This is a genomic window from Actinoalloteichus sp. GBA129-24 (assembly GCF_001941645.1).
Lineage (GTDB): Bacteria > Actinomycetota > Actinomycetes > Mycobacteriales > Pseudonocardiaceae > Actinoalloteichus_A > Actinoalloteichus_A fjordicus.
Genome location: NZ_CP016077.1, coordinates 6,201,274 through 6,226,072, shown reverse-complemented (window position 1 = coordinate 6,226,072; position 24,799 = coordinate 6,201,274). Strand labels below are relative to the sequence as shown.

Annotated in this window: 17 protein-coding genes and 2 tRNA genes; 17 read left to right on the top strand and 2 right to left on the bottom strand. The window is 69.0% G+C overall.

The genetic code is table 11. The features are described 5' to 3' along the window. The first annotated feature begins 140 nt into the window (after positions 1–140). The 12 genes from ilvN to UA75_RS26655 all read left to right on the top strand — a co-directional run bounded on the left by ilvN (position 141) and on the right by UA75_RS26655 (position 17,028). On the top strand, positions 141–647 hold the full coding sequence (gene ilvN / locus UA75_RS26705) for an acetolactate synthase small subunit (RefSeq protein WP_075742596.1): 507 nt from the start codon (positions 141–143) through the stop codon (positions 645–647). Between the two features lie 80 nt (positions 648–727). After that, positions 728–1,741: a ketol-acid reductoisomerase gene (gene ilvC / locus UA75_RS26700; protein ID WP_075742595.1), complete on the top strand. Its 1,014-nt coding sequence runs from the start codon at positions 728–730 to the stop codon at positions 1,739–1,741. Between the two features lie 431 nt (positions 1,742–2,172). After that, positions 2,173–2,442 carry a DUF397 domain-containing protein gene (locus UA75_RS26695; protein WP_198042859.1) on the top strand — a complete coding sequence of 90 codons (270 nt, stop codon included), beginning with the start codon at positions 2,173–2,175 and terminating at the stop codon, positions 2,440–2,442. 746 nt (positions 2,443–3,188) lie between these two features. Beyond that, positions 3,189–4,787 carry a phosphoglycerate dehydrogenase gene (gene serA, locus UA75_RS26690; protein ID WP_075742594.1) on the top strand — a complete coding sequence of 533 codons (1,599 nt, stop codon included), beginning with the start codon at positions 3,189–3,191 and terminating at the stop codon, positions 4,785–4,787. Positions 4,788–5,442: 655 nt separating this feature from the next. After that, positions 5,443–8,793, top strand: a complete 3,351-nt coding sequence (locus UA75_RS26685) for a S8 family peptidase (RefSeq protein WP_083683648.1) — start codon at positions 5,443–5,445, stop codon at positions 8,791–8,793. 400 nt (positions 8,794–9,193) lie between these two features. Further along, complete coding sequence (locus UA75_RS33475) at positions 9,194–9,355, top strand: hypothetical protein (RefSeq protein WP_157434455.1); 162 nt, start codon at positions 9,194–9,196, stop codon at positions 9,353–9,355. Beyond that, on the top strand, positions 9,340–10,404 hold the full coding sequence (locus UA75_RS26680) for a 3-isopropylmalate dehydrogenase (RefSeq protein ID WP_075742593.1): 1,065 nt from the start codon (positions 9,340–9,342) through the stop codon (positions 10,402–10,404). The genes UA75_RS33475 and UA75_RS26680 overlap by 16 nt, the downstream gene beginning before the upstream one ends. 322 nt (positions 10,405–10,726) lie before the next feature. Then, the gene (gene cimA / locus UA75_RS26675) at positions 10,727–12,385 is read left to right on the top strand and encodes a citramalate synthase (protein ID WP_075742592.1); all 1,659 of its coding nucleotides are present in this window, start codon (positions 10,727–10,729) and stop codon (positions 12,383–12,385) included. A 223-nt stretch (positions 12,386–12,608) separates the two neighbouring features. Then, entirely contained in the window at positions 12,609–12,935 is a 327-nt protein-coding gene (locus tag UA75_RS26670; protein ID WP_075742591.1) for a hypothetical protein, read from the top strand. A gap of 1 nt (position 12,936) precedes the next feature. Beyond that, complete coding sequence (locus UA75_RS26665; RefSeq protein WP_075742590.1) at positions 12,937–15,132, top strand: DUF6571 family protein; 2,196 nt, start codon at positions 12,937–12,939, stop codon at positions 15,130–15,132. An 8-nt stretch (positions 15,133–15,140) separates the two neighbouring features. Continuing rightward, entirely contained in the window at positions 15,141–16,160 is a 1,020-nt protein-coding gene (locus UA75_RS33470) for a hypothetical protein (RefSeq protein WP_157434454.1), read from the top strand. Between the two features lie 94 nt (positions 16,161–16,254). Next, complete coding sequence (locus UA75_RS26655; protein ID WP_075742588.1) at positions 16,255–17,028, top strand: fumarylacetoacetate hydrolase family protein; 774 nt, start codon at positions 16,255–16,257, stop codon at positions 17,026–17,028. A 305-nt stretch (positions 17,029–17,333) separates the two neighbouring features. On the opposite strand, the gene UA75_RS26650 is transcribed toward UA75_RS26655, so the two are convergent. Beyond that, positions 17,334–18,626 carry an FAD-dependent oxidoreductase gene (locus UA75_RS26650; RefSeq protein WP_232237461.1) on the bottom strand — a complete coding sequence of 431 codons (1,293 nt, stop codon included), beginning with the start codon at positions 18,624–18,626 and terminating at the stop codon, positions 17,334–17,336. 93 nt (positions 18,627–18,719) lie between these two features. Between UA75_RS26650 and gltX the strand changes: the two genes are divergently transcribed. The 4 genes from gltX to UA75_RS26630 all read left to right on the top strand — a co-directional run bounded on the left by gltX (position 18,720) and on the right by UA75_RS26630 (position 21,415). Beyond that, entirely contained in the window at positions 18,720–20,216 is a 1,497-nt protein-coding gene (gene gltX, locus UA75_RS26645) for a glutamate--tRNA ligase (RefSeq protein ID WP_075742587.1), read from the top strand. Positions 20,217–20,352: 136 nt separating this feature from the next. Beyond that, positions 20,353–21,084, top strand: coding sequence for an HAD family hydrolase (locus tag UA75_RS26640; protein ID WP_075742586.1), 732 nt, complete (start codon positions 20,353–20,355; stop codon positions 21,082–21,084). Between the two features lie 127 nt (positions 21,085–21,211). Further along, positions 21,212–21,283, top strand: a tRNA-Gln gene (locus UA75_RS26635). A 59-nt stretch (positions 21,284–21,342) separates the two neighbouring features. Further along, a tRNA-Glu gene (locus UA75_RS26630) sits at positions 21,343–21,415 on the top strand. 1,084 nt (positions 21,416–22,499) lie between these two features. On the opposite strand, the gene UA75_RS26620 is transcribed toward UA75_RS26630, so the two are convergent. Next, positions 22,500–23,201: an IclR family transcriptional regulator gene (locus tag UA75_RS26620; protein ID WP_075742584.1), complete on the bottom strand. Its 702-nt coding sequence runs from the start codon at positions 23,199–23,201 to the stop codon at positions 22,500–22,502. A gap of 70 nt (positions 23,202–23,271) precedes the next feature. On the opposite strand from UA75_RS26620, the gene leuC reads away from it, so the two are divergent. Further along, a complete protein-coding gene (gene leuC, locus UA75_RS26615; RefSeq protein ID WP_075742583.1) occupies positions 23,272–24,675 on the top strand; it encodes a 3-isopropylmalate dehydratase large subunit in 1,404 nt (467 codons plus the stop codon). Positions 24,676–24,799 lie beyond the last annotated feature (124 nt).

The following is a 24,799-nucleotide window of genomic DNA, read 5'->3' as shown; positions in this document are numbered from 1 at the left end:
CGGACGTCCGCGATGGGGGCAACGTCGTCCGGTCTTCGTCTCGCACGCACCTCACCAGGTCGCCTGCGGCGGAGGTCTCGGCGACGCGGAAGACTCGGCGACTAGCCGAGACGGTTCGATCAGGACAGGAGCAGGAGCGCATGAGTCGGCACACGCTCAGCGTGCTGGTGGAGAACAAACCGGGCGTCCTGGCCCGGATCTCGGGGCTGTTCTCTCGACGCAACTTCAACATCGAGTCGCTCGCGGTCGGCGAGACCGAGCACGCCGACGTCTCCAGGATGACGATCGTGGTGGCCGTCGACGAACTGCCGCTCGAACAGGTGACCAAGCAGCTCAACAAGCTCGTGAACGTCATCAAGATCGTGGAGCTCGATCCGGACGCCTCCGTTCAGCGCGAACTCCTGCTGGTCAAGGTCCGGGCGGACGCCACCGTGCGCAGCCAGGTGCTGGAGACGGTGCAGATGTTCCGTGCCAAGGTCGTCGACGTCTCGCCAGAGGCGGTCGCGATCGAGGCGACCGGCACAGCCGACAAGCTCGACGCCCTGCTGCGCATGTTGGAGCCCTACGGGATCAGGGAGATGGTGCGTTCGGGGATGGTCGCCGTCGGGCGGGGCGCCCGATCGATCACCGTCTCGGCGGCCCGCTGAGGAGCCGTTGGCCTTCGACAGGCGCGAGCCTGAGCAGAGATTCACTCCAGAGCAGATCCAGAGCAGATGAGGAAATGACAATGAGTGCCGAGATCTTCTACGACGACGACGCCGACCTGAGCGTGCTGCAGGCCAAGAAGGTCGCCGTCATCGGCTACGGCAGCCAGGGCCACGCGCACGCGCTGAGCCTGCGCGACTCCGGGGTCGACGTGCGCATCGGCCTGGCCGAGGGCTCGAAGTCGAAGGCGAAGGCGGAGGAGGAGGGCCTGCGGGTCCTCCCGACCGCCGAGGCCGCCGCCGAGGCCGACGTGATCATGATCCTGGCCCCGGACACCGCCCAGCGGACGATCTACACCGAGGACATCGCGCCGAACCTGAAGAAGGGCGACGCGCTGTTCTTCGGTCACGGCCTGAACATCCGCTACGGCCTGATCACCCCGCCCGCCGACGTCGACGTGGCGATGGTGGCGCCCAAGGGCCCCGGTCACCTGGTGCGCAGGCAGTTCGTCGACGGCAAGGGCGTGCCCGCGCTGATCGCCGTCGAGCAGGACGCCACCGGGAACGCGCAGGCGCTGGCCCTGTCCTGGGCCAAGGCCATCGGCGGCACGCGGGCGGGCGTCATCAAGACGACCTTCACCGAGGAGACCGAGACCGACCTCTTCGGCGAGCAGGTCGTGCTGTGCGGCGGTACCACCGCGCTGATTCAGAACGGGTTCGAGACCCTCACCGAGGCCGGCTACCAGCCGGAGGTGGCCTACTTCGAGGTGCTGCACGAGCTCAAGCTCATCGTGGACCTGCTCTACGAGGGCGGCATCGCCCGGATGCGCTACTCGATCTCCGACACCGCCGAGTTCGGCGACCTGACCAGGGGCCCCCGGATCATCTCGCCCTCGGTCAAGGAGGAGATGCGCAAGATCCTCGGCGAGATCCAGGACGGCACCTTCGCGCGCGAGCTGATCGCCGAGGAGGACGCAGGCCGTCCCACCTTCTCCAAGCTGCGCCAGGAGGGCGAGGCCCACCCAGTGGAGGAGGTCGGCAAGAAGCTGCGTGGGCTGATGTCCTGGGTGGACCGGCCGATCACCGAGACCGCCTGATCCACCGCAGGCGAGGGGCCTTTCGTGCCGACGTCAGCGCGCTGATGTCTCCTGCGTTGACGTCTCGCGTCCTGGCAGTGGCTCCGGCGAGATCGAACCGCCACTGCCAGGACGTCGTCGTCGATCCCCGGCGGCCGAATGGAGTCACGCCGAGCGGGACCGTTTGGCCCTGACCTCCGTAGCGAACGGACCGTTCGGCCCGATACAGGTGGCGGCGGGGTCGTCGAATCTGGTAATCGAGGGCGACGAGACCACGGTGTCGTGCGCTTCCTCTCGTGCCGCTGTCGCGGCGGTCGCCCGGGTCTCCGGAGCCGCGGCCGAGCCCTCACGGGCCCCGCCACCGGCAGCGATCACAGAGGTATACGGTTCGTCGCGCAAGGTGACGACAGTTCGCGCGGCAGCGTGGCCAAGGGCTGATCAGGGGAGAAAGATTGAGTGACGAGACAGCGTCGACGACACACGAGGTGCCGATCTACGACGACAAGGCTCACATCAGAGGCACCCTCGACATCTCCAGTGCCGAATGGATCACCAGCACCGAGGATGAGGACCAGAAGGGCGTCGAGATCGCCTTCGTCGAGGAGTACATCCTGATGCGCAACGGAGCCGAGCCGGAAGGCCCCGTGCTGGTCTTCACCCAGGCGGAATGGGATGCCTTCGTCGAGGGCGCCAAGGACGGCGAGTTCGACGAGCCGTGGTGAGCTCTGCCTGCCGACCGCTCTGATCGTCGCGATGCCGGGGCGTCGAGTCTGATCTCGTCCGCTCCCCGGCGCCGCGCGAGCCTGCGCAGGCCTTCGAGGCACCGGAGAAACCGACGCGTCTGAGCCCTGCGTCTCGGCCGTGGGCCTCTTCGAAGCCTCGCGCCGCCGGTGCGCCGCGCTGACCCGTTCGCGGCCCCGCCCCGTCGGGAGCACGCCGCAGCCGACCTCGTCTCGGCTTCGCAGCCCGTCGCAAGAACAGGCGGGCCGAAAGCGCAGCCCGCTGCCCTGCCGCCGGACCTGGCCGCCACGCGGCCCGTCTCTCCGGCACCTGGCGCGCCGGTCGCCGCCGCGCCGGGTCACCTCCGCACCGCGACTCGTCGCACCGGCTCGACGAGCCCGTCGCACGCCGCAGCCGCCGTCGCACCGTTCCGACCGGCAGGCCGCCCGGCTCGACACACCGACAGTGACGAGGAATCGCGGTATTCCTCGTCACGTCCTCGTCGCTTCTGCGTCACACCCGATCTGGCCCGGTCGCCGCCCGGTGCCTCGGATGCGCGGCTGCTCGTGGGCTGCGTGAACGCGCGGCCGGGGTGCGCGGCGTTCACTGCGTGGGCCGATCACCCTGCGGCCTGCGCTCGGCCGCGTCTCGAAGTATGAGAAACGTTTCACAAGCGTGGGACTAGACTGCTCGCTGGCGGTCGCCGCCAGGCAGCCGAGGACCGCAACAACCTTCCCTGGAGCAGCTCGTGACCAACACCAGTCGTCCCGTCGTCCTCATCGCCGAGAAGCTCGCACCCTCTGCGGTCGAGGTCTTCGGCGACGAGGTCGAGATCCGCTATGTCGACGGCACCGACCGGCCGGCTCTGCTGTCCGCCGTCGCCGAGGCGGACGCCCTGCTCGTCCGTTCCGCGACCAAGGTCGACGCCGAGGTGGTCGGCGCGGGCCTGCGGCTGAAGGTCGTGGCCAGAGCGGGCGTCGGTCTGGACAACGTCGACGTCCCGGCCGCCACCGAGCGCGGCGTCATGGTGGTCAACGCGCCCACCTCCAACATCGTCTCCGCCGCCGAGCACGCGGTGGCCCTGCTGCTCGCCGTCGCCCGCCACATCCCGGCGGCCGACGCGAGCCTGCGCGCCGGGCAGTGGAAGCGCAGCTCCTTCAGCGGAGTCGAGCTGCGCGGCAAGACCGTCGGCGTGGTCGGCCTCGGCAAGATCGGGCAGCTCTTCGCCCAGCGGATCGGCTCGTTCGAGACGAAGCTCATCGCCTACGACCCCTACGTGTCGCCCGCGCTGGCCGCGCAGCTGGGCATCGAGCTGGTCGACCTCGACGAGCTGCTGTCCAGGGCGGACGCGATCTCCATCCACCTGCCGAAGACCCCGGAGACCAAGGGGCTGATCGGGGCCGCCCAGCTCGCCAAGACCAAGCCCGGCGTCCTGCTGGTCAACGCCGCCCGTGGCGGACTCGTCGACGAGGCCGCGCTGGCCGAGGCCGTCAGCTCGGGTCAGGTCGGCGGTGCGGGCGTCGACGTCTACGCGACCGAGCCCACCACCGACAGCCCGCTGTTCGGGCTGCCCGGCGTGGTCGCGACGCCGCACCTCGGCGCGTCCACCGCCGAGGCCCAGGACCGCGCGGGTACGGACGTGGCCCGCTCTGTGCTGCTCGCGCTGCGCGGCGACTTCGTACCGGACGCGGTGAACGTCCAGACCGCAGGCGTCGTCGGCGAGCAGGTGCGGCCGTACCTGCCGCTCACCCAGAAGCTCGGGCTCGTGCTCGCCGCGCTGCTGCCCGCCACGCCCGCCTCGGTCACCGTGGAGGTGCGCGGCGAGCTGTCCACCGAGGACGTCAGCGTGCTGCCGTTGGCCGCGCTGCGCGGTGTCTTCTCCAAGGTGGTGGAGAGCCAGGTGACCTTCGTCAACGCGCCGAGGCTCGCCGAGGACCTCGGGGTGGCGGTGGACGTGCGCACCGAGAGCGAGAGCGCCAACCACCGCAGCCTCGTCACGGTGCGGGTGGTGCTGCCGGACGGCGGCACGGCCAGCGTCTCGGGAACCCTGACCGGACCGCGGCAGGTCGAGAAGCTCGTGGAGATCAACGGCAGGCACTTCGACCTGCGTGCCGAGGGCAATGTCCTGCTGCTCGAGTACCCGGATCGGCCCGGCGTGATGGGCACCGTCGGCACGCTGCTCGGCGAGGTCGGCATCAACATCGAGGCCGCGCAGATCAGCCAGACCACCGACGGCTCCGACGCGACGATGCTGCTGCGGGTGGATCGGCCGCTGACCGGTGGAGTGCTGGAGCCCATCGGCGCCGCCATCGGTGCGAGCACCGCGTACTCGGTCTCCTTCGACTGAGCCGGTCTCGGCTCGGAGCGTCACGACGCTGAAGCTGACGTGCGTGAATGGTCACGACGCTGAAGCCGATTCGCGTCGATGGAACGACGCTGAAGCCGATTCGCGTCGATGGAACGACGCGGTGTTCCCCCACACCGTCGCCGCCCTGCGCGGCGCGGGGGGAACACCGCGTCGGCGTCTTCGGGCTCGGCGCCCGGCTCGATCTGTTCTGCTGCCGCGTCGCGGTGCCGCCACGACCGATTGATCCACTCCGGTGCAGGCGAGTGGCATTCAGGTGGGAAACAAACACCCTGAGTCATCGATTCGGTGAACCGCAGGCGGTTTCTGAGCAGAGAGCTGGGATTGCTTCATCCGAAAGGAGCAATCACAGCGTGCTGATCTCGCGTTAGGTTCCCATGAAGAAGGCCGGACCAGGCGCTGCGGCGACTGCGGCGCCGTGCCGAGCTGCCTTTCGTGTCCCTTCGATCGGAGCCCGCCACACCGGGCTCATCGCTTGAGGTTCCCCTGCCAGAGCCCCGCCGATCAGACTCTCGACTGATCAGGGACCCTGATCCAGGGGCCTGCCGCCCGGGACCGGGTCGTCCCGAACGGCAGGCCGGAGGCGCTTTGCGGCCTCGGCATGGTCGAAGACGGGTCTTTCAGTGAGGGCACACCAGTGAGTCGAAGTCGAAGAAGGGTCACCAGGTCCGCTGCGGCGGCACTGGCGGTCGTCCTGACCACCGCGGCGGTGGGCAGCGCGACGGCACAGGATCAACCGCTCGCACCGCCGCTGCCCACCGCCGACGCCTTGTCGACGGATGTCGGGCTGTCCGGCGTCGCACCGAGCCTGGCCGAGGCACAGGGTCGGATCGGCGTCTTCATCGAGCTGGAGAACGCCCCCGCCGTCGACGTGTTCGTCGAGGAGCAGGAGGCGGGCGCCAGCGACGAGGAGGCCAGCGTCGCCGCCGAGGAGGCCAGGGAGGCCACCCTCGAGACGGCCGACGTCGTCGTGGCGGAGCTGCTCGTCGCCGACCGGCAGACCGAGGTCCTCTACGAGACCGTGAACGCCGTTCCCGGCGTCGCCGTCCGCGCCGACGCCGAGTCGGTCCGCGAGCTGGTGGAACGCTCCGACGTCCGGTCGATCCGGCCGCTCGTCAGGCACGAGCTGGCCAACGCGAGCGCCGTGCAGCTCACCAATACCCTCCCGAGCTGGCAGCAGACCGGCCGCTACGGCGAGGACATGCGGATCGGGATCATCGACGACGGCGTCGACTACACCCACGCCACCTTCGGCGGCCCCGGCACGCCCGAGGCCTACGACGAGATCGATCGCACGACGATCGACCCGAGCTACTTCCCCACGGACAAGGTCGTCGGCGGCACCGACCTGGTCGGCGACGACTACGACGCCTCCAGCGACGACCCGGAGCTGAACCAGCCCCGGCCGGACGACAACCCGATCTCCTGCGGCACCCACGGCACCCACGTCGCGGGCACGGCGGCGGGCTTCGGCGTCAACGCCGACGGCAGCACCTTCGACGGCGACTACTCCGAACTGGACGACGAGACCGTCCGCGGCATGCGGATCGGGCCGGGCACGGCGCCGGGCGCCCTGATCTACTCGATCAAGGTCTTCGGCTGCGACGGCTCCACCGACGTCACCTCCGCAGGACTGGACTGGACGCTGGACCCCGACCGCGACGGTGACTTCACCGACCGGCTCGACGTGGTCAACCTGTCGCTGGGCAGCAACTTCGGCGCCCCCGACGACCCGGCCAGCCTGTTCGTCCGCAAGCTCAACCAGCACGGCGTCGTCACGGTGTTCTCCGGCGGCAACGGCGGGGACCTCTTCGACGTCGGCGGCTCGCCGGGCAACACCCCTGAGGCGCTGACCGTCGCGAGCAGCCGGGACGCCTCCGTGGTGCGCGACGGCGCCGAGGTCGTGGCACCGGAGTCCCTCGCGGGTCTCCAGCCGGGCCAGTACAGCCAGAGCTACCCCGACTACGCGGATCTGGACCTGACGGCCGAGGTCGTCCGGCTCACCGACGAGGCCAACCTCGACGGCTGTGACCCGCTGTCCGCAGCCGACGCCGCCTCGGTCGAAGGCAAGATCGCCTGGCTGGAGTGGGACGACGACGACACCACTCGACGCTGTGGTTCGGCGGGCCGCACCGACAACGCCTCCGACGCGGGCGCGGTCGGCGCGATCTTCTCCTCCGGGCTCGACCAGTTCAGCGCGGGCATCGCGGGCAACGACGTGATCCCGGTCATCCAGCTCACCGGCACCGCGGTCGACGAGGTCCGTCCCGCTCTGGAGGCGGGCACCCTGGAGATGCGGTTCGCGGGCGAGCTGCGCACCTCGGTGCCGACCGTCGACGAGGACCTCGTCGACACGCCCAGCTCCTTCACCTCGCGTGGCGGCCGAGGACCCGGCGTGAAGCCGGACCTCAGTGCACCCGGTGACACGATCGCCTCCGCCCTCTCCGGCAGCGGCGACGGCACGCTGGTGATCAGCGGTACGTCGATGGCCGCGCCGCACACCACCGGTATCGCCGCTCTGCTCCGCGAGGAGCACCCGGACTGGACCCCGGAGGAGATCAAGGCCGCGCTGATGAACACGGCGGGCGCCGACATCACCACCGGGCCGGACGGCATCGTGTACGCGCCGAACCGGGTCGGCTCCGGCCGGGTCGACGCCCTGGCGGCCCTGGACAACCAGGTGCTGGCCATGGTGGAGGACGACCCCGGTCAGGTCAGCGTCTCCTACGGCACCGTCGAGGTCGACGGGCCGATCGCCCAGACCAAGACGATCAAGCTGGTCAACAAGGGCGTCCGGCGGACGACGATGTCGGTCGCCTACCAGCCCGCCACCGAGATCCCCGGCGTCAGCTACGAGCTGGACCGCGACTCGGTGACGCTCAGCCCGCGTGGTGTCGCGAGGGTCACCGTGACGCTCACGATCACCGACCCGGCCGCGCTGCGCAAGACGGCCGACGCGACGCTGGAGAAGGAGCAGGGCGGCGAGGCACGGCAGTTCCTGGCCGACGCCTCCGGCCGGATCGTCTTCACCCCAGATTCCGGTTCCACGGTGCCGCTGCGGGTTCCGGTGCACTCCGCGCCGAAGCCCGTCGCCGACATCGAGGCGGCCTCCTGGCTGCGACTGCCGGAGGGCGCCGAGCAGGCGGTGCTGAACCTGCGCGGCCGAGGCATCTCGCAGGGCTCCGGCGACGAGGCCTACCGGTCGCTGATCAGCGTGCTGGAGCTCCACGCCACGAGCCCGGAGCTGCCCGAGTGCGCGGGTGACCAGGTGCTGGGCTGCACCATCAACCGGACGGCCAAGGGCGGTGACCTTCGACAGGTCGGGGCCACCTCCACGGCGCCGCTCGCCGTGCTTCAGGGCGACCCCGAGTCGGCGCTGCTCGCGTTCGGCATCACCACCTGGGCCGACTGGTACAACATCGGCAGCAACACGGTCCCGTTCGTCGACATCGACGTGACCGGCGACGGCGTGCCGGACTTCGAGACCTATGTGACGAAGTACACCGGCAGCGACGTCCTGGTGGCCGCGACGGTCGACCTCAACGCCGAGGGTGCCCCGGTGGTCGACGTGCAGCCGATCAACGGCCAGCTCGGCGACGTCGACACGAACGTCTTCGACACCAACGTGCTCGTCCTGCCGGTGGCCCTGACGGCACTGGGCATCGACCCCGCTGCGGAGTCGGCGCCGATCACCTACACGGTCGGCGTCAGCGGCTACTACGCCGCACCCGGCGACCCGGACGGGCTGATCGACTCGATCGACGAGCCGATCTCCTTCGACGCGGTGCGGCCGGGACTGTGGACGCAGGGCGGCGGCGACGCGGCGCTCTCCTACGAGGCACGGCCGGGCACCGCGCTGGTGGTCAACCGTGACCTGGAGACGGCGGTGGCCGACGGTCGGCTGCTCGTCCTGCATCACCACAACCATCGGGGAGACCGGGTGCAGGTGGTGCCGACCGGCAGCACCCCGCCCATCTTCGTCAACTGACTCCGTAAAGCCCAGGGGAGCCCCGTGAACCACGGGAGTCCTGAGTCGACGGAGTCCTGAGAGCCTGTCTTTGATCCCTCTGGAGTCGTGAGCGGGATCAGCGTGGCTGAGCTGCCAGGCGGAGGAAGGAGGCATAACGAAAGTTATGTTGACTGACGACAACGCCGCAGATCGCCGCGCTGGCCCCGCGCAACAGGAAAGTGGGGATTGAAGACAGGCTCTGAGTGCGACAGTGATGCCCCGGCCGGCGACGGTCGGGGCATCACTCGTTCTCGGCCTCGATCGGCTGGCAGGCCGGGGTTCCGTCGCGTCGCCGACGGTCGCCCTCCGCGCGGCGCGGACGCCCGCCGGCCCGCGCTCGTGCGGGTGGGGGATTGACGGCGCCCCTTAGGCTGTTCGAGTGATGTTCACTCGAATGGGCGTCCCGCAGTACGGGAAAGATCATCGCTGGCAGGCCGCCGCCATGTGGAGTACCGACGCGGGAGCGGTAGCCTGCTCGAACGAACTGGTCCCGTTCAGTGGGATCTGTACCAGGGAGGTGCACGGATGCGGCTCGCTGTGATCCCAGGCGACGGGATCGGGCCCGAGGTTATCGCCGAGGCATTGAAGGTGCTCGGTGAAGTTGTCCCAGACGCGGAGATCGTGCGTTACGACCTCGGTGCCGCTCGGTGGCACGCCACCGGCGAACTGCTGCCGGAGTCGGTGTTGGGGGAGCTGCGTCAGCACGACGCGATCCTGCTCGGGGCGGTCGGTGATCCGTCGGTGCCCAGTGGCATCCTCGAACGCGGACTCCTGCTACGCCTGCGTTTCGAACTCGACCACCATGTCAATCTGCGGCCCGCCCGGCTGTATCCGGGGGTGCGCAGCCCGCTGGCCGATCCCAGCGAGGTCGACATGCTCGTGGTGCGCGAGGGCACGGAGGGCCTCTACGCGGGCAACGGCGGTCTGCTCCGCAAGGACACGCCGCACGAGGTGGCCACCGAGGTCTCGATCAACACCTCGTTCGGGGTGGAACGAGTGGTGCGGGACGCCTTTGCCAGGGCGGCCGCCCGCCCGCGCAGGCATCTCACCCTCGTTCACAAGACCAACGTGCTCACCTACGCGGGTTCGCTGTGGTCTCGGATCGTGGAGGAGGTCTCCCTCCAGCACCCCGAGGTGACCGTCAGCTACCAGCACATCGATTCGGTGACCATCCACATGGTTACCGACCCGTCGCGATATGACGTGATCGTCACGGACAACCTGTTCGGCGACATCCTCACCGACCTCGTGGCGGCGATCACCGGCGGCATCGGACTCGCGGCCAGCGGCAATCTCGACATGACTCGACGCAACCCGAGCATGTTCGAGCCGGTGCACGGCAGCGCGCCGGACATCGCGGGTCAGGGAGTGGCGGACCCGACGGCCGCCGTGCTGTCGGTCGCGCTGCTGTTGGACCACCTCGGCATGTCGGAGGCGGCGAAGCGAATCGAGGCGTCGGTGGCGTTCGACCTGGCCACCAGGGATCACGCCTCGCCGGGCGCGACCTATGCGATCGGCGATCGGCTGGCCGCACTGGTCTCGTCGAACACCCGCCCGGAGCGGCCGGTCTCGCTGCCACCCTCAGCCTGATCCCCACCTGGCGACGGGGCCGTCCACCACGGTGGGCGACCCCGTTCGTATCTGGTCCCCTCGTCGGCGCTTCGCCCGGCTGCGGGGCCACGAACGGGTGAAGTTTCCCAGCATCCGGACTTCTGCGTCCGCACGGTTGGATTCCGTCGGCGGGTGTGGCACCATCGCCGCGTGGCTCATCACGGCATGATCATTATCGCGTAGCGCGTCGGGTAGTGCTCCCACCAGCACCCGACGCGCAGACCTCTCGCATCCGCGGGGGGTCTTTTTGTTTGTCCCCTCTTTCTCGAAGCCAGACTCGACACCGCCCGAGGAGTCCTTCGTGTTCCGCACCGTTCCGGCAGACACTCCGCTCGGCGACGCCTTCCACCTCTATGACACGACGCTGCGCGACGGCGCCCAGCGGGAGGGCATCTCCTACTCGGTGACCGACAAGCTGACCGTGGCGCGACAGCTGGACTCCCTCGGCGTCGGGTTCATCGAGGGCGGCTGGCCCGGTGCGCTGCCCAAGGACACCGAGTTCTTCGCCAGGGCGGCCGACGGCGAGCTGGAACTGCGGCACGCCGCCCTCGTCGCCTTCGGCTCGACCCGACGAGCCGGGATGACGGCCGCCGAGGACCCGCAGGTCCGCGCGCTGCTCGACTCGCGGGCGTCGGTGATCACGCTGGTCGCCAAGTCCGACCGCAGGCACATCGAGCGGGCGCTGCGCACCGACGTCGCCGAGAACTGCGCGATGGTCCGTGACACGGTGTCGCTGCTCGTCGCCGAGGGGCGTCGGGTCTTCGTCGACGCCGAGCACTTCTTCGACGGCTACGCCGCCGATCCCGACTGCGCGCTGCGGGTCCTGGAGGCGGCGGTGCTCGGCGGCGCCGACGTCGTGGTGCTGTGCGACACCAACGGCGGCAGCCTGCCGACCGGGCTGGCCGAGACGGTCACCGAGGTGAGCGCCCGCACCGGCTTCCGGCTGGGCATCCACTGCCAGGACGACACCGGCTGCGCCGTCGCCAACACCATCGCCGCCGTGCAGGCAGGCGTCACACACGTGCAGTGCACCGCGAACGGCTACGGCGAGCGGGCGGGCAACGCCGATCTCTTCCCGGTGATCGGCAACCTCGTCACCAAGCTCGACATGCCGGTGCTTCCCGAGGGCAGGCTGGTCGATCTGACCCGCGTGTCCCATGCCCTCGCCGAGATCGCCAACCTCGCCCCCGACCCCCACCAGGCGTATGTCGGGGCGTCGGCCTTCGCTCACAAGGCGGGGCTGCACGCGAGCGCGATCAAAGTCGACCCGGAGCTCTACAACCACATGGAGCCGGGCGATGTCGGGAACGGGATGCGGGTGCTGGTCACGGAGATGGCGGGCCGGGCCAGTCTCGAACTCAAGGGACGCGAGTTCGGGCTGGACCTGGCCGCCAGGCCGGAGGCGGTCGGTCGGGTGGTGCGCCGGGTCAAGGAACTGGAGGCAGGCGGCTGGTCCTTCGAGGCGGCGGACGCCTCCCTGGAGCTGCTGCTGCGTGCCGAACTGGCAGGCGGCCTGGAGACGGCGGCCGAGGAATCCGATTCCGCTGCCGCGCTGCGACCGTTCACCCTGGAGTCCTACCGCGTGGTGCTTGACCATCGGTCTGACGGCGAGGTGGTCGCCGAGGCCACTGTGCGGCTGCATGTCGAGGGCGAGCGGGTGATCGCGACGGCCGAGGGCACCGGCCCGGTCAACGCCCTGGACGCGGCGCTGCGGGCGGCCCTGACCCGGTATCTGCCCTGGCTGGCCGAGGTCCGGCTGCTCGACTACAAGGTGCGCATCCTCTCGGGCGAGCACGGCACCGACGCGGTGACCCGCGTGCTCGTCGACTCCGGCGACGGCGTCGACAAGTGGACCACGGTGGGTGTGCACGGCAACATCGTCGAGGCGAGCTGGTTGGCGCTGTGCGACGCGCTGGTCCATCGGGCCGCCCGGCAGGAGGCAGATTCGGTCCGGGCCTAGGTCGTACATCGGCTGCCGTTCCCGGCCGTCGTCCGAGGCGTGTACCGCGATCCGAGTGAGAGCGGCGTGATCCCGCCCGCAGTCCGTGAGCACCGGCGGTCACGGCCACGCGTCGATCGTCGGCGTCCGGGTGAAATCTGCCGGTTTCGCCCCCGAAGTCGATGTCGACCGAGTCTGCTGTCTCCTCGTTGATCACGACACCGAGACAACGGGGGCACGGGGAATGCAGGTTGACGAGGCGGCACTGGGGGCTGTCGCCACGAGCGCGGCGAGTATCGCGGACCTGGTCGAAGAGCTGGCACCACAGACCGTCGAGCGGGGCGCCGAGGCGGCAGGCGCCTCGCCCGGCTGGCGGTTCGCCGAGCAGACACCGGTCTGCACCGAGGTGTGGGAGACGAACCTCATCGGTTTCGCGGCGGAGATCCGCGAGGCGGGTGAGAAGATCGAGCAGTCGCTCCGCATCTACCGGATGAACGACGATGACGCGGCGAGCGATCTCGGCCGCGTCGAGGCAGAACTCCCGTCCGAATCCGGGCAGGGAGGACGCTGACATGCCGGATCTGTTGCAACTCCGCGATCTCGACCCGAGCCACTGGTCCGCGCTGGCGCAGGCATGGAACGACTGGTCGGACGACCTGGACCAGCAGCTCTCGGACCTGAACGGCGAGGTGATCGAGCGGATCGCCGACGACGAGGTGTGGCAGGGCTTCGCCGCCGAGGCAGCGGGGCGATACGTCGACGAGATCCGGCGCCGGGGAGTGCAGAGCGTGGACGACATCCGCAACGTGGCGGACGTGTACAAGCAGGCGGCCGACGACATCACCGGAATTCAGGACCGGCTCGCCTCGGTCCTCGCCTACGCGCACAGCAGCGGCTTGGAGCTCCGAGCGGACGGCGAGATCTGGATCGCCCCGTACGACACCACCGGATTGTCCGACGGCCAGAAGATCCACGAGCGCGAGGTGCGACACCGGGCGCGGGTGGACGTGCAGACCCAGATCGCGGAGCTGTTGACGGAGGCCGAGGACCTCGACAGCGACCTGACGGGTCGACTGGAGCACCACAGCGCCGTGCACAGCTCCGCGGCGGACATCGCCGCCATGCAGGAACGCATCGAGGAACAGGCCGCCCGCGCCGCCGAGCTGGCAGGCACCCGGCCGCTGACGCACGAGGAGGCCAGGGAACTCCGCGACCTGCTGGAGCACTACGCCGAGGACCCGGTGTTCGCCACCGAGTTCCTGGACTTGCTGGGGCCGGAGAGGACCTTGGAACTCGCCTCCGACATCACCGGAATCGGCAACCACCTCGGACACCCCGATCCCGAGCTGGCGAGACGTCTCCAGATCGAGCTGGGCGAGGCGCTGGCCACCGCGACCGACGCCCGCAGCGAACCCAACCTGGGCGAGCAGTGGTGGTCCGATCTCGCCGAGGCGGGCCGCGAGGAGGTCGTCCTGCCGGGATTCACTGGACCGGACGGCGTCTACGGCTACCAGTTCCTGGGCCCGCTGCTGAACTCAGGCGAGTACTCCTCGGAGTTCCTGGAGTTCATCGGGAACGATCTGATCGACTTCGAGAAGGAGAATCCTGAGGCCTGGAACACTCAGGAGGGCGTGCTCGGTGCACCGCTGCGCTTCAACTTCATCGACGACCAGACCGCCGGGCTCGACCCGATGTACGGGCTGATGCTCGCCCTGGACGAGAATCCGCAGGCCGCGAAGGACTTCTTCTCCAAGGACGGCGAAGACCGCGTCGAGTACTTCGCCGAGCGGGAGTGGATCCCCGACTCACTGACCAGGTCCGTCCCGGACGACCACGTGTCCGCAGGCTGGAGCAGCTTCGGCGACGCCCTGGAGGCCGCGACGCTGGAGGCGGGCCGGGACGAGGTCTCCCGAGAGATCCTCCGCGACTCCATCGGCGCCTTCGCCGACCGGTCGGACGGCATCCCGCACAACATGGGCGACACGATGACAAACATGATCAGTGCCGAGATCGCTTTTGTGAATGCGGATTCGATCGACAGCAGCACCAACCGGCACGCTGCCCATCGGGATGACATCCGTGCGGTGATCGGCGACCTGGCAAGTGATCCTGAGCAGTATGCCCAGATTCACGAAGCACAGCGGGTCTACACCGCGCTGCGCCTTGAGGAGATGGCATCGAGCTCCTTTGACCTAGGGACGCGTTATACGGATGTCGAGATGGCAGGTCGCGAAGCGGCCGTGATCTTTAACGCCTTGGACGGTGCACGGGCCGAAGCGGGCTATGCGGAGATGACCAGTGCGGACAACGAGTACAACAAGGCGTTGGAGGATCGAGCTGCCTTGACGGACCTCGTGTTGGGAAACATCGTTGGCGAGATCCCGGTCGCTGGAGGTCTCCTCGGGGATGGTGTGACCATGGTCCTCGATGACGTGGTCGAGAATTCGCGCCGAGATGACTTCTCTTCGGCGGAGGGGTGGGCTCAGGACCTATACCGTCAAGGTTCCACCGACGTAGAGAGTCTTGTGCTCGATGCGATGATTCGACATGAGATGTGGGCTCCGGATGCTCCGCCGCCTGCTGAGTTGATGATCGACGGCAAGGTGCCCGCATATTCGTCGCTTGATCCTGTGCAGAAGGGAGTTTTCGACGAATGGAGAAGATCTCCTGCTGGCGGAGAGATGCGGAGCGTGATTGATGAGATCAAGGTTTCCTATCATCTGGACACCTCGATCTCCTTTGGCGATGAATCAAGGTCGGGTGGATGATGCGACGCGTGAAGCATCTCGTTGCCATCGCAGCCGCAGTCGGCGTGGTGGGCGGCTGTTTCGGCTCTGGCGGCGCTGGCCAGAACCCTTCCGCAGAGCCGGAACTCAAACTGGTCTGCGACGATCTCCTGAGTGAGAACTCATGGGAGGAGATGGGTTTTCCGGGTGGCGGTCTGCCAGATGAATTCATCGAAGATGGTTATGAGTTCTCTTGCGGAACGAGTTACCGTAACCAGGTTGATGGGCAGTTCGCAATAGATTCCTCTTGGCCATTTCTTCGGGTTGATCTACCCAGGCTGGATCAATCCGGGTTTAGTTCGATCGTTTCTTTCGCAATGGGTGGACCGACGTATCAGGTCGTCGGGGTCGGGTCGACGGATGCCTTGTTGACCACTGGCAGTGCCACTATTCCCGTCGAATGTGCCGGAAATCCGGACGTCGGCGACTTCTGGCTTGACATCGGCTCTATTCAGTCAGGCAGGAGGAACGATGGATTTGTTTCGTCTGAAGATCTCGAGTATCGAGGGGCGATGCTGGCGGCTGGGATAGAGGCGGCAAACGATCTCGTCGATCGATGGGGGTGCGGCTCGGATCCGCTAGTCGCCCCTGCCGAGCTGCCGCCGCATCCCGTTCCGAACGCTGTCGAGGGAGCATCTGGTCTGTGCGGTCTGGCAGATCCCACGCTGATTCCGGCGCCTGCTTCGGGAATTCGACATACGGTCGAGTCGATCACGGGCGGTGTGGCGGAGGCGTGCCAGGTCTGGGACATCGACAAGCCGCAGGAGCCTGGTGAGAACCTGTCACTCATAGCGACTTTCGTGGTGGCGAGAGGTGTCATCGCGGAGACCGTGCAAGGCCGTGAAGACGACCTGTACAGGGGTACCGGGCTCGACCACACCTGTGGGGGCGAGCCGGTGCATTACCACCTCACTGGTTTCGGGGAGTTCGTCGACGACTCGCCCGACGGGGACCTTTTCACCGCACTCACCAGCGCCGCCGCCGAGCGGGACGGCTGCCCGCTGCCGTGATCCTGCTCTCCGGGCTGCTCGTACCGCCGACCCCGCTGACCTGCCCGTCTAGAGTGGTGCCGTCCGCCAGAAGCAGCATCGCAGGAGGTTGTCCGTGCGTATCGGCCGTATCGCCCACCCCCAGGGAGTGGCCTTCGTCTCGATCGAGGGGGAGCCGGACACGGACCAGGTCGCGGTCGAGATCGCGGAGCACCCGTTCGGCGACCCCACGTACACCGGCCGTCGCTGGCCGCTGGCCGACGTGCGGGTGCTCGCGCCGATCCTGCCGAGCAAGGTCATCTGCATCGGCAAGAACTATGCCGACCACGCGAGGGAGATGGGCGGCGAGCCGCCCGCCAACCCGGTGATCTTCATGAAGCCGTCGACCTCGGTGATCGGCCCCGGCGCGAGCATCCGGCTGCCCGCCGACTCGGCGCAGGTCGACTTCGAGGGCGAGCTGGCCGCGGTCATCGGCGCGCCCTGCCGCGACGTGTCCCCGGCCAAGGCCAAGGACGTGCTGCTGGGCTACACGATCGCCAACGATGTGACGGCGCGCGACCAGCAGAAGGCCGACGGCCAGTGGACTCGGGCCAAGGGGCACGACACCTTCTGCCCGCTCGGCCCGTGGATCGACACGACCGCCGATCCCGCCGACCTGCGCATCCGCACCGAACTCGACGGCGCGGTGCGGCAGGACTCCACCACCGCGAATCTGCTGCACGACGTTCCGACCCTGGTGGCCTGGATCTCGCGCGTCATGACGCTGCTGCCTGGTGACGTGATCCTCACGGGCACGCCTGCGGGCGTGGGTCCGATGACGGCGGGACAGACGGTCGCGATCACGGTGCAGGGCCTCGGCACGCTGCGCAACCCGGTCGTCCAGCGCTGACTCGTCCGGCGCTGACTCGTCCGGCCTCAGCGGGCCTGCACGCTCGGCCGACATGCACCGCCCCCGCGGCGGTCGCGCCGACCACGCCTGGTGTCTCGCGGACACCCGAGACACCAGGCTGACGCGCAGGCACGGCTCGACGACGCAGGCGGCCCTTCCCGCCGCCCGCCGGTTCTGGATGGCACTTCGTCGTCGAGACGGCACAGTCGTGTCCGCTCGAGCGCGCCCCATGCCTGCTGCCTCGGACCCCTTCCCTCCTCCGGTGTTCGCCGGGGTTCGACCTGCCGGAGCTTGGCGGGCGGCTCTCAGTCCGGCGTCGGACGACCCGACCGAGACGGCGGACGCCGGGCGAAAGGCGGCGCGTGTTCCGGCAGCGGACCGATTCCGACGAGCGTGGCGGGAATCGCCTGGAGGATCGGAATCCGGTTCAGCACGCGCAGCGGCAGGGGAAGCCGCCCGCTCCGGGGCTCCACCGGTGCCGTGTTCTCGAGGTCGATCCGGCGGAACAGCGCCCGGTGGACCAGCCGCTGCGCCGCCTGGATGATGACGGCCGGAATCCGGCGTCGCCTGCTGACCCTGGCGAGATCGCGGCTGTTCAGGGTGCTGCGCGAGAGCCCTGGCTCGATGATGCGGGCGGTGGCGACGGCGTCCTGGACGGCCAGGTTGATGCCGACTCCGCCGACGGGGGACATGGCGTGCGCCGCGTCGCCGATGCAGAGCAGGCCGGGCACATGCCAGCGCCGCAGCCGATCGAGGCGCACCAGCAGCGCCGAGACGTCGTCGAAGGAGGCGATCTCGGTCACCCGGTCGGCGAGCGTCGGCACCAGCCGTGCGATCCGGGTCTGGAACTTCTCGATGCCGCCCGCCCTCAGCCTGGCCTCGGTTCCCTTCGGAATGAGATAGCCGCACTGCGAGTACTCGCCCCTGTCGATCAAGACCAGGCCTTCACCAGGGCGGAACCGGGCCAGTAGGCCCGCCTGATCCGATTCTCGGCGGGACAGCCGGAACCACAGCACGTCCATCGGCACCCCGAACTCCCTCGGCCGTAGCCCGACGGAGTCGCGGACGGTGGACGATCGGCCGTCGCAGGCCACGACGAGGTCGGCGCGCAGTTCGCCTTCCCCCGACTCGTCCCGGTACCGGACGCCGCGCACGCGGCCGCCCGCCCGGATCACCCCGACGACCTCGGTGCGCATCCGCAGCTCGAAGGTCGGCTCCTCCTGGGCGGCGTCCTTCACGAGGTTGAGGAAGTCCCACTGGGGGACCAGGGCGATGTGCCCGTGTCGGCCGGGAATTCGTCGCAGATCACCGATCCTGGCCATTCCCTGGTCGACCAGCACCCGTGCCGCGTCGACCCTGCGCTGCGGCAGCTCGGCGAAGCGCTCTCCGAGGCCGAGTTCGTCCAGCAGGGTCAGGGTGGAGGGGTGCACGGTGTCACCACGGAAGTCACGGAGGAAGTCGCCGTGCTTCTCCAGCACCGTCACGGCGATCCCGGCCCTGGCCAGCAGCAGACCCAGCATCATGCCTGCCGGGCCGCCGCCGACCACGACGCAGGTGGCCTCGGTCCGGTGCCCGTCGGTGCTTGTCGTCGGCATCATCGCCTCCTATTTCAACGAGTGTTGAATAACATCAGGTTCCTCCCGGCCGGTGGTGCTGTCAACCCGGAACGGGATGGATAGGCTGATCGGGTTATGACTGAGCCTCAGACCAGCCCAGCGGCTGTCCGCGTCCGTTTCTGTCCGTCGCCGACCGGCACCCCGCATGTGGGCCTGATCCGGACCGCCCTGTTCAACTGGGCGTTCGCCAGGCACAACAAGGGCACCCTGGTGTTCCGCATCGAGGACACCGACGCGGCGCGGGACTCCGAGGAGTCCTATCTGGCTCTGCTGGACGCCATGCGCTGGCTGGGCCTGGACTGGGACGAGGGCCCCGAGGTCGGCGGCGAGTACGGCCCCTACCGGCAGAGCGAGCGACGCGAGCTGCACCTGGCCGTGGTCGAGAAGCTCCGCGCCGCAGGCGAGGTCTACGAGTCCTTCTCCACGCCGGAGGAGATCGAGGCGCGCCACCGCGCTGCGGGGCGTGACCCGAAGCTCGGCTACGACGGCGCGGACCGCGACCTCACGGAGGAGCGTCGCGCCGAACTGCGCGCCGAGGGCAGGCTGCCGGTGCTGCGACTGCGGATGCCCGACACCGACATCACCTTCGACGACCTCGTTCGCGGCGAGGTGACCTTCAAGGTGGGCTCCGTGCCGGACCCGGTGCTGGTCCGGGGTAACGGCGAGCCGCTCTACACGCTGGTCAACCCCGTCGACGACGCCATGATGAAGATCACTCACGTGCTGCGCGGCGAGGACCTGCTCTCCTCGACTCCCCGCCAGATCGCGCTGTACGAGGCGCTGCGGCGTATCGGGGTCGCCGAGCTGGTCCCGCAGTTCGGCCATCTGCCGCTGGTGCAGGGCGAGGGAAACCGCAAGCTCTCCAAGCGCGACCCGCAGTCGAACCTCTTCAACTACCGGGACCGGGGCTTCCTGCCGGAGGGGCTGCTCAACTACCTGGCCCTGCTCGGTTGGTCGATCGCCGAGGACCGCGACGTCTTCTCGCGAGAGGAGATGGTGGCGGCCTTCGACGTCCGGCAGGTCAGCTCCAACCCGGCGCGCTTCGACCTGAAGAAGGCAGAGGCGATCAACGCCACGCACCTGCGGGCCCTGCCCGTCGAGGACTTCGCTCGCCGAGTGGTCCCGTATCTGGTCGCGGGCGGGCTGCTGCCCTCGGAGCCGACGGCGGAACAGCTCGCGGTGCTCGGTGCCGCCGCACCGCTGGTGCAGGAGCGCCTGATCGTCCTCTCCGACGCCGTCGGCATGTTGCGGTTCCTGTTCGTGGCCGATGCGGACTTCGCCCCCGAGCCGGCGGACGCCGCCAAGGCGCTCGACGCGGCGGCCGTCCCGGTGCTGACCGAGGCGATCGCGGCCCTGGACGCGCTGAGCGACTGGACGACGGAGGCGATCGAGACCGCGCTCAAGACCGCGCTCGTCGACGGACTCGGCCTCAAGCCGAGGAAGGCGTTCGCGCCGGTTCGCGTCGCGGTGACCGGTCGGACCGTCTCGCCGCCGCTGTACGAGTCCATGGAGCTGCTGGGCAGGGAGCGCACCCTCGGCAGGCTGCGACAGGGCCTCGACCAGGCACAGTGAGGCTCACCCGGTCGTGACCACCTTGGTCACGACCGGTGTTCGTTCACGGCTTGTCACGAGCTGTATCGAGGAAGCTCCGGCGGGATCACCTTGTCAGCCGAGTTCATCGCGCCTCGTGCGCGCCTAACCTCACGGGGTGACATCAGCCCTAGCCTCGCCTTCTACACTGCCCAGCGGCAGCATTCGCGCCGTCTGCCTCGACATCGACGACACCCTGGTCGACTACGAGACCTCAGCCCGCTCGGGCCTCACGGCGCTCCTCGGCCATGACGACGCCTGGCCCGCGTGGCGCAGGACCACCGATCTCCACCATCTCCGCTATCACGCGGGGGAGGTCGACTTCGACACCATGCGCCGGGAGCGAACTAAGGAGTTCTTCGCCGGTCTCGGCGAAGAACTCGATGACGGCGAGGCTGCCGAACGGGAAGAACACCGGTTGTCGTGCATCAGCCGAACCTGGCGACTCTTCGACGACGCCTGGCCCTGTCTCGAGTGGCTGAAAGCGAGCGGTTTGCGACTCGCTGTGATTACCAATGCTGCCTCGCTCTATCAGCGAAGGAAACTGGCGGCCGTCGGTCTCATCGACACCTTCGATCACCTGGTGATATCCGAGGAACTCGGCATCGGCAAACCAGACCCCATGATCTTCCACACAGCGTGCGAGGCACTCGGCGTCGCGCCGAGCGAGACCATCCACGTCGGCGACCGGCTGGATCTCGACGCCTCGGGCGCGGTCGACGCCGGACTGCACGGAGTCTGGCTGGATCGCCGAGGCGAGGCGGACAGGGTGCCGGTGGGCGTCTCCGTCATCTCCAGCCTCACGGAGCTTCCTGACCTGGTCTTTCCTCGCCTGCCGAGCCCGCGTTGACCTCGCTGGGCGGCGCTGGCACGGGTCTTCGGGGAGCCGATTTCGCATCTGGGGGGATCGTGGTCTAATATCTGTCACCGGAACGGGGAGCGGGTCGCCGGAGACGGAGATCAGCCCGCCGGGACAGTGGGGTATGGTGTAATTGGCAGCACGGCAGATTCTGGCTCTGTTGGTCTAGGTTCGAGTCCTGGTACCCCAGCTGAAAGACGCAAACCGAGTGTGGTAAGGTCTTTCGCAGCAAGACAAGAGAATAACTAAGGCCCCGTCGTCTAGCGGCCTAGGACGCCGCCCTCTCAAGGCGGTAGCGCGGGTTCAAATCCCGTCGGGGCTACTTAGGGAAAATGGGACCGATTCGGCAGAAATTGCCGGATCGGTCCTTTTTCTTTGTCTTCTGGAACGGTGAGTCGAAAGGCCGGTGCTCTCGCCCTGGCGTTCGCGGCCGAATCGACGTCGTTCGGCGCGCGCCTGATCCCGAGACGGCGTCCGGTGAGCTCCGCACGGGAACTCGGTGCGGCCCCGGCGCGAGCGCAGCGCATCGGTACGAGGCCGGGAGCTCGTCGTGTGCGACCGGCGGGGCCGCTCGACTCTCCCGCTGACGCGGGCCGATGTTCCGGAACGGGAACTCCGACCGCGAATACGTCAGCAGGCCGCCCGGGCGACGGACGGCTCGACCGCGCGACGTCGACCCGTTCCGAGGCGCTCTGTGGTTCTCGGGCCTCGCAGCCGATCGTGCTCGGTGTCCTCGGGTGCGATACCTGTACCGGCCGCTCTGTGGCCGAGTGAGACGCGATGCGGGGTGGTCTCGCCCGGCCGAGGCGACGACTCCGGCGGGCAGGAGGCCCGGAAGGCGCCCGGCGGAGCCCTGCCTGCGGTCGGCACGGGCGTCGGCAGCGGTCTTCTCGGGCACCGGGGCGCGTCCACCGATGTCGGCCGCGTGCGGCGGAGAGCGGGGATGCCCGCCGCGCGGTCGCGAGGTCCGTGCGACGACGTGGCGGCTTCGATCAGCACCGGCAGCCCGCGACCGGTGATCATGATCACCTCGACGGGTCCACTCCATGGTGTCGCGAATCACCCGCCAGGCAGCCATGATCCCGTGCCGGGCACGCTCCGGCACGAACTGGCCGGTCGTCCCCGCTAGCCTGCGACGCGATCCGGGACACGGTCTTCGCTCGGACCTCGCCGCAGGCCCGGAACCGGGCTGCCGGACTCGCGTGAGGATCGCGGGTAACCCGGCGACCCGGTCGAAGCAGACTCCGTACAGTCTGTCTCTGGTCTCTCCGTCGTAGAGCGGGGATCAGCGTGGATGAGCTCCCAGGCGACCGGAGGGAGCCAGGACGGAGTCAGGGTGACCGACGACGACGCCGCGGATCGCCACGCCTGCCCGCGAACCAGGACAGCAGGGATCACAGACAGGTTCAGAGCCGAGACTGCAACGCCTCGGCGGCCGCGAGCAGATCGGAGGCCCACCGGGCGCCCGGCTTCCGCCCGATCCGGTCCACCGGTCCGGATACCGAGATCGCCGCGATCACCGCGCTCGCGCTGTCGCGCACCGGAGCGGAGACGCTGGCCACCCCCGGCTCGCGTTCGGCGACGCTCTGCGCCCAGCCTCTGCGCCGGACCTCCACGAGGGTGCGCTCGCCGTAGACGGCGTCGGTCAGGACCGCCCGCTGGGTGCCGGGATCGGCCCAGGCCGCCAGGACCTTCGCTCCGGAGCCCGCCGTCATCGACAGCCTGCTGCCGATGGGCACGGTGTCGCGCAGCCCGCTCGGCGGCTCGGCGGTCGCGATGCAGACTCGCTGCATCCCGTCGCGTCGGTAGAGCTGGACGCTCTCGCCGGTGATGTCCCGAAGTCTGGGCAGCACGGAGGACGAGGCCTCCAACAGCGGGTCGCTCGCGGTCCCCGCCAGTTCGCTCAGCGCCGCCCCGGGCCGCCAGCGCCCGTCGGCGCCCCTGCGCAGCAGTCGATGCACTTCGAGGCCGACCGCCAGCCGGTGGGCGGTCGCCCTGGGCAGTCCCGTTCGAGCGCAGAGTTCTGCGAGCCCGCAGGGGTCGTCCGCTACCGCGCTGAGGACGGCCACTGCCTTGTCCAGTACGCCGATGCCGCTATGCTGTCCCACGAACCGATACTAACTTCTCGCGATCTGGGATGTCCAGATGGTGGGACAGAGACCTCGATGGGGAGGAGCGATGGCTCGCACACTCGCGGAGAAGGTGTGGGACGCGCACGTCGTGCGGCAGGGCAGTGGTGACGAGCCGGACCTGCTCTACATCGACCTGCACCTCGTGCACGAGGTGACCAGCCCGCAGGCCTTCGACGGGCTCCGGCTCGCGAACCGGCCGGTCCGCAGGCCGGACCTGACGATCGCCACCGAGGATCACAACGTTCCGACCACGGACATCGACCTGCCGATCGCCGACCTCGTCTCGCGGACCCAGGTCGACACCCTGCGCCGCAACTGCGAGGAGTTCGGCGTCCGGCTGCACTCGATGGGCGACGACGAACAGGGCATCGTCCACGTGGTGGGCCCGCAGCTCGGCCTCACCCAGCCCGGCATGACGGTCGTGTGCGGCGACAGCCACACCTCGACGCACGGCGCCTTCGGCTCCATCGCGCTCGGCATCGGCACCTCGGAGGTCGAGCACGTCCTCGCCACCCAGACGCTGCCGCTGCGGCCGTTCAAGACGATGGCCGTCACCATCAACGGGACGCTGCGTCCCGGCGTCACCAGCAAGGACGTCATCCTCGCCGTGATCGCCAGGATCGGCACCGGCGGCGGACAGGGCTATGTCCTGGAGTACCGGGGCAGCGCGATCGAGGCGTTGTCGATGGAAGCCAGGATGACCGTCTGCAACATGTCCATCGAGGCGGGCGCGCGGGCGGGTCTCATCGCGCCGGACGAGACGACCTTCGCGTATCTCAAGGGCAGGCCTCACGCGCCGCAGGGCGCCGAGTGGGACGAGGCCCTCGAGTACTGGCGGACGCTGCGCACCGATGACGACGCCGAGTTCGACGCCGAGGTCGTCATCGACGCCGAGAGCCTCGCTCCGTTCGTCACCTGGGGCACCAATCCCGGCCAGGGGCTGCCGTTGTCCGCCTCGGTTCCCGATCCGGAGGCCATCGCCGACGAGAACGAACGGTTCGCCGCCGAGAAGGCCCTGGCCTACATGGGGCTGGAACCGGGCACCCCGCTGCGGGAGATCCCGGTGGACACCGTGTTCCTCGGCTCCTGCACCAACGGCAGGATCGAGGACCTGCGGGCCGCCGCCGAGGTCATCCGGGGCCGCACGGTCGCGGGCGGCGTACGGATGCTCGTGGTGCCCGGCTCGATGAAGGTCCGCAGCCAGGCTGAGTCGGAGGGGCTCCACGAGGTCTTCGCCACGGCGGGCGCGGAATGGCGCTCCGCGGGCTGCTCGATGTGTCTTGGCATGAACCCCGACCAGCTCAAACCCGGGGAGCGCAGCGCGTCGACGTCCAACCGGAACTTCGAGGGCAGGCAGGGGCGTGGCGGCCGGACGCACCTGGTCTCCCCGCTGGTCGCCGCCGCGACGGCGGTACGCGGCACGTTGTCCTCTCCCGAGGACCTGAACTGACGCGTCGCCAGGACTGCGACGCGGGCCGGGTCAGCACGGGCCGGACTCGCGCAGACGGCCGTCGCCCCGTGCGACGCCCGCGCACACCCGACGGCCACGCCGACCACCACGCACGATGAGGAAC